General features: G+C 35.1%; 5 protein-coding genes and 1 pseudogene. 2 read left to right on the top strand and 4 right to left on the bottom strand.

What is annotated here, in order from left to right:
- Window positions 1–623 (top strand): annotated as a pseudogene (locus AFK68_RS22060) (LacI family transcriptional regulator); the annotation flags it as partial.
- 981 nt (window positions 624–1,604) lie between these two features.
- Here AFK68_RS22060 and AFK68_RS22055 read toward each other — a convergent pair.
- Entirely contained in the window at window positions 1,605–2,882 is a 1,278-nt protein-coding gene (locus AFK68_RS22055; protein ID WP_094673619.1) for a sugar ABC transporter substrate-binding protein, read from the bottom strand.
- A gap of 799 nt (window positions 2,883–3,681) precedes the next feature.
- On the opposite strand from AFK68_RS22055, the gene AFK68_RS22050 reads away from it, so the two are divergent.
- Window positions 3,682–4,527 carry a site-specific DNA-methyltransferase gene (locus AFK68_RS22050; RefSeq protein WP_094675108.1) on the top strand — a complete coding sequence of 282 codons (846 nt, stop codon included), beginning with the start codon at window positions 3,682–3,684 and terminating at the stop codon, window positions 4,525–4,527.
- Between the two features lie 66 nt (window positions 4,528–4,593).
- Here the strand turns inward: AFK68_RS22050 and AFK68_RS22045 are convergent, their stop codons facing one another.
- The 3 genes from AFK68_RS22045 to sbcC form a co-directional block, all read right to left on the bottom strand.
- Complete coding sequence (locus AFK68_RS22045) at window positions 4,594–5,142, bottom strand: ScaI family restriction endonuclease (protein ID WP_094675106.1); 549 nt, start codon at window positions 5,140–5,142, stop codon at window positions 4,594–4,596.
- The gene (locus AFK68_RS22040; protein ID WP_371357500.1) at window positions 5,143–5,364 is read right to left on the bottom strand and encodes a helix-turn-helix domain-containing protein; all 222 of its coding nucleotides are present in this window, start codon (window positions 5,362–5,364) and stop codon (window positions 5,143–5,145) included.
- Between the two features lie 269 nt (window positions 5,365–5,633).
- Complete coding sequence (gene sbcC / locus AFK68_RS22035) at window positions 5,634–8,690, bottom strand: exonuclease subunit SbcC (protein WP_094675102.1); 3,057 nt, start codon at window positions 8,688–8,690, stop codon at window positions 5,634–5,636.
- Between the last annotated feature and the right edge of the window lie 214 nt (window positions 8,691–8,904).

The raw sequence follows: 8,904 nt of genomic DNA, 5'->3' as shown, positions 1-8,904 counted from the left end.
ATTTAGCCATTGCTTGCTATAGTACAAATAACTTCCAAATGGGCTATGATTCAGCCCAAGATTTAGTAGAATGGTCTCAAAATAATTTACAGACTGATTCTTCCTCAAAATTGATTCAGCTTGCTTTAATTGATTCTGCTGTCTATGATAGCTACTATCCTTATCTGCAAGGAGCATTAAAAGCGATAAATGAATCGGATATCTCGTTTCAAATCGTTGATTCTGTTAACGTTGCTTCTAATAGTGATGTGATAAAAGTTAAAGAACTACTTAAAAATAATCCTACTGTTCAGATACTTTGGGGGGGGTCAAATCTAGCAACGGAGGTTGGACTTGCAGCAGTGATAGAATCTGATTTGAATAATAAAGTTAAGGTTTTCGGAGTTTCAGATCTCTCAAGAGAAAAAGCCGAAATGTTACTCGATCCTAATAGTCCTTTACATTCGATTATCGATCAGTCTGGTCTTAAGATTGGTTCTGATGCTGTTAAAAAAATAATTTCTGTCTTGAGAAAAGAAAGTTCAGGAGCAGATTATCAGGTTTACCCAATTGAGCATAGTCTATTAACTCAAGAGGATCCAGAGCCTGTACGTGATTTTATCGACAATTATGGTTGGTTCTAATTGGTTCTAATTAGTAGTTTCATTTTAGTTATTAGTACCTCAAATCTAACAAATTAGGAGGCTGGAAAAACTTCAGTATTTCTTTTCATCCCCTTGAAAGGTTATTCGTTATAGAACTCCTAAGTGTATCTTTTACATTTATTTTCCTTTCTACAACCTGAACGTTCACCTTTCATCTGCGTAGCAAAGTGGAAAGGAGTTCCATCAATGGGAAATTATTTCTTCCATTGAATAAAAAGTCATGCGCATAGACGAACAAAGCCAGAGAGTTTTTATCATATCACAATTTTTGTGAGGGTGCAACAGAAAATACTTTGACGCGCGATTTTTATTTCAGGAGCTTCAGAGAATGAAAAAAATTGTGGTTTTGCACTAGGGATGGATGGAAAGATTTGATCGGGAAAAAAAGAATTTTCCAGAAGCTCCACAAGATGAAAATATTTCTGCTATTGCTGTTAGGGTCTGCCATGAATTAGACCNTTTCAGGAGCTTCAGAGAATGAAAAAAATTGTGGTTTTGCACTAGGGATGGATGGAAAGATTTGATCGGGAAAAAAAGAATTTTCCAGAAGCTCCACAAGATGAAAATATTTCTGCTATTGCTGTTAGGGTCTGCCATGAATTAGACCTTAAAAGCTTTGTCAATTAAGGTTTTTAGCATCTGGATTCTTTCAAGACCAAAAACCAAAAACTCTTGCCACATCATCCTTTCAGATTTAATTGATGGCACGCTCTAGGAAAAATTCCTAAATATTTTGATGGTCTCTTAGCCAGTCAATTTAGTTGAATAAAAAATCATGCGTATAGGCGAACGACTCCATATATTTTTTATGATATCATAAAAATTGTGAGGGCGCAACAGAAAATCCTTTCACGCGCGATTTTGATTTCAGGAGCTTCAGAGAATGAAAAAATTTGTGCTTTTGGATTCGGGAGATTATAGATAGAAAAATTTTAAACATAAAAAACTAAACATAAAAAACTATAGCTTATTCCATTCAGATGCAGCATCAGCGATCGCCTGTTCAATAGTTTTTTCTCCCAAAATAGTTACCTGCAAATTTTGGTAAATAATTTCTTTCAACTTATCCAAATTTTTAACAGATGGCAGTAAAACTTCTGCATCAAAAATTTGACTAGCACTAATAACTCGAGCCTGATCTTGAGAAGAAGCATCATCAGGAATATTTTGAAAATAACTATTTTCTAACGTTTTAATTGTAGAAGGTAAAACATTAGTCTCCTGAGCAAAAGCCATTTGATTTTGATGATTAGTAATAAACAAAGCAAATTTCAGCGCTTTATCCGGTAGTTTAGTATTGCTAGAAATAGCAAAATTCATTAATACTAGACTATTCTTATTACTCTTACCGGTAATTTGAGATGTTGGGAGTGATACCTTTCCAATTTCTGGTGTATTTTCAGAGATAGCTTCAATCAATTCGGTTCCAGAAAATACCATAGCAATTTCCCCAGCTTGATACAAATCTTCCCCAGCTTGAATCCCTTGTGTTAATACTTCCTCTGGTAATAAACCTTCCCTATATAAATCAACCCAATACTTAAATACTTCCTTGCCAACTGGAGTATTAAAAGCAGCTTTTCCATCAACATCTATTAATTTAACTCCCATCTTAGGAAAAGACTCTAATACCTCATTTCCTCCTTGTGGTGAAAAAGAAACAAAAAAAGCATATTTATCAGTTCTTTCTTTAATTTGTTTAGCTACCTTAGCCAACTCTGTATAATTAGTTGGAGGTTGATCAACTTCTGCTTGTTTAAATAGCTCTGAATTATAGATTGTTATATTTGTCCTACAATACCATGGAATAGCAAAACTTTTACCATTAATCTGACTAGCTTGCCAAAGATTGGATAAATATTCATTCTTAACCGAATCTGATAAAATAGTATCCAAATTTAACCAAGCATTAGGTTCAGTCAATAAATGTGCAAAACTTGAATTAAGATTAACAACATCTGGAAGAGTTTCTGTCAAAATAGCACTCTCAATTTTGCTTTCCATCTCCGACCAAGGTACATCAACCCATCGCACTGATAAACCTGGATTATCTGCTTCAAAATCAGCAATCAACCGATTAAAATAATTAGTAAACTGAGGTTGAAGCTGTATCGTCCAAAACTCAATTTCTTTAGTCTTTAAATTAGGATAGGGAGTATTACAACCAATCAAAAATGTTAGTATTAGTCCCAAAATAGCAAATACCTGGAACCTTTTCCATTTAACTATAATAAACATTTGATAAATTTTAGAAAAACATCTCATATGCTGTCTTATAATTACAGCAATTTTCACTTTATTAGACCACAGTAGAGATGTTTCATGGAACCTCTCTACACTATAATAATTCCTCGAAAACTTGAGGTACAAAATTTTAGGCTTTAGACAGCTAGCAAGAGGTTCAAAAATTAATAGTAGTTCTACTTTAGCAATCCTAAATAGGTTGTAATACCAATTCCCATGCATTAAGGCTATACTTGAGTGACACTTCAGTTATCAAGTAATTAACACAAATAAAATAAATTATTCCCTAATTANTAAATAGGTTGTAATACCAATTCCCATGCATTAAGGCTATACTTGAGTGACACTTCAGTTATCAAGTAATTAACACAAATAAAATAAATTATTCCCTAATTATTATCCAGTTAATGTTCATTATTCTTCTGTTTAATTCTCCCCCCTCCTCCCACACTCTCGTACGGACGTTGCACAGGCAAAAATGCGTTTTCCGTCCCGGAATGCTCCGCAAACATGTCGCATAGCGTTAGCGGAGCTTTGCGTTAGCAAAACGTCCCTACCTCCTGACTCCTACCCTCACCCATAAGACTTTTTCAGCAAACCCTAGTTATACCGTTTTACAAAAATTAAAAGTTATAGCGCTACGTCCAATTAGGTTGTAAAATTTTATCGTAGGGGTTTGGTTTCCAAATCCCTTTTTTTGTCTGGGTTTGGAGATCAAACCACTAAAGTTTTCTGATAAACCATTTAGGATTAGTATATCAAAAGCGAAAATTTGAGAATATTAAAATTAATCATGGTAGTCAATAAAATTACTCAAGTATTGGGTGAACCCTATTTCCAAACTGATAACTGCTTTATCTATCATCTTGAATGTTCGTCAGCAATGGCAAAATTACCTGATGAGTTTATTAATTTAACAGTGACTAGCCCTCCATATAATATTGGTAAAGACTATGAGAAAAATTTGCCAATTGATGAATATTTGTCTTGGTGTAATATCTGGCTATCAGAGATTTATAGGATTACTCTAAATACAGGAGCTTTTTGGTTAAACTTGGGATATTTATCAATTCCTAATCGTGCTAAAGCTATTCCTATTCCTTATTTAATTTGGGATAAAATTCCTTTTTATTTAATTCAAGAAATTGTTTGGAATTATGGAGCAGGAGTAGCGGGTAAAAAGTTCTTTTCTCCGAGAAATGAAAAGTTTCTTTGGTATGTGAAAAATTCCGATAACTATACGTTTAATTTGGATGAAGTGCGCGACCCAAATGTTAAATATCCTAATCAGAAAAAAAACGGTAAATTAAAAGTTAATCCCAAAGGAAAAAATCCTACTGATGTTTGGCAGTTTCCCAAAGTTATTGCGAAAAACCGAGCAGCAAAAGAAAGAACACCTCATCCAGCTCAATTTCCTATTGCTGTAATTTCTAGAATAATTCAAGCTTGTTCAAATCCCAATGAAATTGTTTTTGATCCGTTTCTTGGTTCGGGTACCACAGCAGTAGTTCCTTTAAGTTTAAAACGGCAGTTTATTGGGTTTGAAATTAGAGCAGATTATTGTGAAATTGCTGCTAATAGAATTGAGAATTTGTTGAGAGAAAAACAAGTTGATGCAGAACAATTATCCTTGTTTTAAATTTTTGATTTATAAAGGTAATTCTAATAGCTTGTAACGTTCTACATCTATACTTAATCTTGCCTGTTATCCTGTAGCAGCTACTTGACCCTGCCAATCATCTTGATCTAACCAACCAAACCTTACCAAAGTAATTTTTGGTCTTTCTGAAGCAGGGCTATTTCTATTAAATTTCTCAAAATTAATTGCTAAATAGTAACCAGATTTATTTTTTTTTAATCTACTGTTAGTAGTGCTTTTTTGAGCATAACTACGATTTCCATATATACTACGCTTGCTTGAGGAAGTTTTCATCTCAATTGAGTAGTATTCATTAGTTAGACAAACAATATATTTTTCATTATCATTCTCTTCTCTTCGCCAAATATTAGGATATTTCCTAGCTAATTCCAAAGGAATAAGTTCATGTAAAAAGTATCCCATAATCTGAGGACGAGGAAATAAATCTATTCCTATTTTATAAGCAGAACTTGTAATATTAGATTCAAAAATTTCATGCCAAACTTGATTAATTAATTCATAAATTTCATTATAATTAAGAGGGTGTTGTTTGATAAGTTCTAGTGTTTTTGCTTCCCACGCTTCTACAGGTAGTCCCGCATAAGGTGATAGCATTTATTGAATACCTTCTAACAATTTACTCGGTGATACTTCTAAAGCTCTAGCCAAACGGAGAATATTCAGAAGTGCTACATTTCTTTCTCCACGCTCAATACCACCGATATAGTTTCGGTGTAATCCTGCTAGTTCAGCTAACTTTTCTTGAGAAAGCCCTTTTGCTTGTCGCAATTTTCGCACTTGCTGACCAAAAATTTTTAACTCAATATATTCTGACACTATTACAGGGTACCACCGAGGATAAACCTGAATCTACACACTATAAGTGTGATTCAGTTTTTTCACCCTTAATAAGTAGGTTGGTGAAAAAATTTACAGGTATGTCATTGCGACGGTCACTCCGTGGAAGGTTTGCGCAGCATTCCGTAAGGAAAGCAATCTCAAGCGTTAAGGAGATTGCTTCCTATCGTCGCAATGACAACTGTTAAACTAGATTTTATATCAAAAATTGAGCTGACGGCTGATAGCTGATTGCTGAATGCTATAAATCATACAGACAACATAATTTGCGAACCTTGGGCGGTTTTACTAACTTCAATTCTCGCCTGAAAAGCTTCTTTAAAATGAGGAATATGAGTCACTGTTAAAATACACGAAAAATCAGCAGCAATAGCATTAATAGCAGCAATTAATCTGTCACATCCCTCGGCATCTTGAGTACCAAAACCTTCATCAATAATCAACATTCGTAAGGCAGTACCGGAACGCTGCGCTAATAATTTTGACAAGGCTAAACGAATGGCAAAATTGACTCGAAAAGCTTCTCCTCCCGAATAAGTTTCATAAGGTCTTGTTCCTTTTGTATCTGCAATTAAAATATCTAATGTATCTATCCATTTAGAATTTTTCTTACTTCCTTTTGTAGCTTTTTGGGTGACAAATTGAACGTGCAATTGATTAGCACTTAATCTTGCTAAAATCTGATTAGTTTCTGCCTCTAACTGGGGCAAAATATTTTCAATCATTAATGCCTGTATTCCCTTTTTTCCAAAAGCTAAACTTAACTCCTGATAAACTCGATATTGCCTTTTTGTAGTTTGTAATTGTTCTAATTGTTGAGTATTTTGAACGTGCAAATTTTCTAAATGTTGTAACTGCTGTTGTACTCTGCCTAAACTTCCCAACTGTTCGTCTAACTGCCCACGACGGTCTTGAATTTTTTTGTCTAAATAAGTAATTTTTTCATCCAGGTTTGGAGTTTGTTCTAACTGTTGATTTAAAATGGAAATCTGACCTTTAATTCCTGCTAAATCTTGCTGCCGATTTTCTATAACTCCCTTTAATTCATTTATTCTTTCCACTAACTGAGGATATTGTTTTTGAGCTTGACGTAATTTCTCAATTCTAGTTAGCCAAAATTGTGCCTTTCTTAACTCCGACCTAACATTATTATGCTCATCTAAATCATACCCAATCTCAGAAATTTCTCTCTCAATAATCACAATTTGTTGTTGTACTTGAGAAGTTTGTTTCTGTCGCTCCAAATCTTGTTCCAAACTAACTATTTGCTCCTCAATTTCTGGCATCTGACCGCGAACTTTTCCTAACTTGTTCTCCGCATCTTTAATTTGCCCATACTTAATTTCTGCCCACCTTAATTTCTTTTCCTCTTCCCTCGCTAAACTATGACTCCGGTCATCATAATTAAATTCTTGAATTTGCTCCTCTAAAGTGCTAATTTCAGCATATAAATTAACCGCAAAATCTCCCGTATGTAGCGATCGCTCAACCTCTGCCACTTCCTCTACTAACTCTTGCAACAAACTTTCATCCTTTTTAATATTATCCAACTGAACTTGTAAACCACCCCGACGCTCCCGCAACTCATCATATTTTCCCAACTCCTCGTCTATTTGTCGATATTCTGTTCTCAAAACCTGAATTTCTCGCTCAGAAAGAGTCAGTTGTTCCCGCGCTACCCACAACAAATCTCTAATTTCCTTTTGCTGAGTTTGATGTTTATCTACTACTAAATGCCAGTGATGTTCGTCCAATGGGCGATCGCATAAGGGGCAAGGTGGATATTCTTTGACTGCAACTTTACCATTACCATTACTATGATCTTGATTTAATAATTGTAACTTTTGGTCTAGTTCCCCCAGTCTGGTTTCATAATCTTTTTTATTGCGAATTAAACGTTCCAGAAATTGATGTCTTTCCTGCCCTTTTTCTCGCACCCGTTTTTGATAAACCCGTCTATTATCTAGTTGAGCAATTTCTGTGACTACTTCTTCCAAGGTTGCCTGTAGTTGAGGTTGCTTTTGCTGTTGAGTTCGTCGTAGTTGACAGACTCTAGAATTAAGTTCTTCTAAACGAGCGCTCAAACGTGCCTGCCCCTTTTCGAGTTCGGTTTGTAATTTTTGCCGTTGTTGCAGCAGGGGAGTAATTTCTACCTGTAAGTTATCTAGTTCGTTTAATTTTGTTCGTGCTGCTTGTAATTTTGTCAGAGCTGTTTCAATATCAGCACGTTTACTTAGAATATGCAGGTTTTCTTGTTCCTGCTCTTTGAGAGAATTTAACTGCGCTCGACATTGCTGAATTTTGTTTTGTACTTCCTGGAGTTGTTGCCGTTGTTTTTCCTGGAGTTGTTGCCTTTGGTTGAGAGCATTTTGGTGTTTTTTGAATTTGCCAGATAAACTTTCTTCAGTAGTTTGTAGGTTTTGGAAATGAGTATATCCAGCGTTAATTTCATTCTCCTGTTTTACTACTGCTAATAGTTCGTCTTGTTGTTGTTGGGTAGTTTTTAGTTCTTGTTTGAGGCGATAACATTCTTGCACAAGTTTATCGTATTGTTGTTGTTGACCTTGCAGTAGTTTTTCCCAGGTTTGGCGCTCATGTTGTTGGGTTTGAAGTTGTTTGAGTTGTTGTCTGTCAGTTTCTTGTTTTTCTTGCAGTTGAGCTAAAGTTGCTTTCAGGTTAGTTTGTTGTTGAGCGATCGCTTCTTTTTCTTGGAGTTGTTTTTGGTTCGCTTCTAAACTTTGTTCGAGTATTTCGACTTTTGCTTTAAACTGCCGAGCAATATCTTTAGCTTTTTCTCCCAGGGTGTCATATTGGTCAAGTTTCAGGAGAGAGGCGAGAATTTCTTTTCGTTCGTTAGGACGTTTGAGCATAAATTCATCTGCTCTACCTTGACGTAAATATGCTGAATTTACGAATGTATCGTAATCAAGTTTAAGATGTTCGATAATGCTTTGTTGGGTTGCTCGCACACCTTTTTGAGTCAGACTTTTAAACTGGGAACCTGTATTAACTTGAAATTCTAGGGTTGGTGACTGACCGCGACGACGACCACGAATAACACGGTAAATGTTACCGTGGGTGGAGAATGTAAAATCTACCCGTACTTCCTTTTCTCCCAGACTGATAATATCGTCTTCAGTAGCAGCACGACTATTTCCCCATATTGACCAGGCGATCGCTTCTAGTAGAGAAGATTTTCCTGCACCGTTAGGTCCGCAAATACAGGCAGTGTGCAGACCTGTAAAATCTAGAGTTACTTCGTGATAACTGAGGAAATTTTTTAGTTGCAATTTTTGAGGAATCATTTTGTTATGGCGCTTTTATTTGTCAAGCTTTACTAAACTAATAATGTTTCACTGAGTTGTTTTCTAACTAATTTGGTTGATGTTAATTTTCCCTGTTTTTCTTTTGTCTTTTATCCGTTGTTTTTTAGACAACAGCTATATTCATTTAGTTAGTTTTTTGACTTTATTTTTCACATTTTACATTAACACAAAAAAATGAATATTGTTCTTATAG

It is taken from the genome of Hydrocoleum sp. CS-953, assembly GCF_002260545.1.
GTDB lineage: Bacteria > Cyanobacteriota > Cyanobacteriia > Cyanobacteriales > Microcoleaceae > Trichodesmium.
The sequence above is the reverse complement of the archived record's forward strand: the minus strand, read 5'-3'. Positions and strand labels throughout refer to the sequence as shown.

Excerpts from the sequence above, each read along its gene's own strand:
- sbcC (WP_094675102.1), bottom strand. The coding sequence starts at position 8,690 with ATGATTCCTCAAAAATTGCAACTAAAAAATTTCCTCAGTTATCACGAA.
- AFK68_RS22055 (WP_094673619.1), bottom strand. The coding sequence starts at position 2,882 with ATGTTTATTATAGTTAAATGGAAAAGGTTCCAGGTATTTGCTATTTTG.
- AFK68_RS22045 (WP_094675106.1), bottom strand. The coding sequence starts at position 5,142 with ATGCTATCACCTTATGCGGGACTACCTGTAGAAGCGTGGGAAGCAAAA.
- AFK68_RS22050 (WP_094675108.1), top strand. The coding sequence starts at position 3,682 with ATGGTAGTCAATAAAATTACTCAAGTATTGGGTGAACCCTATTTCCAA.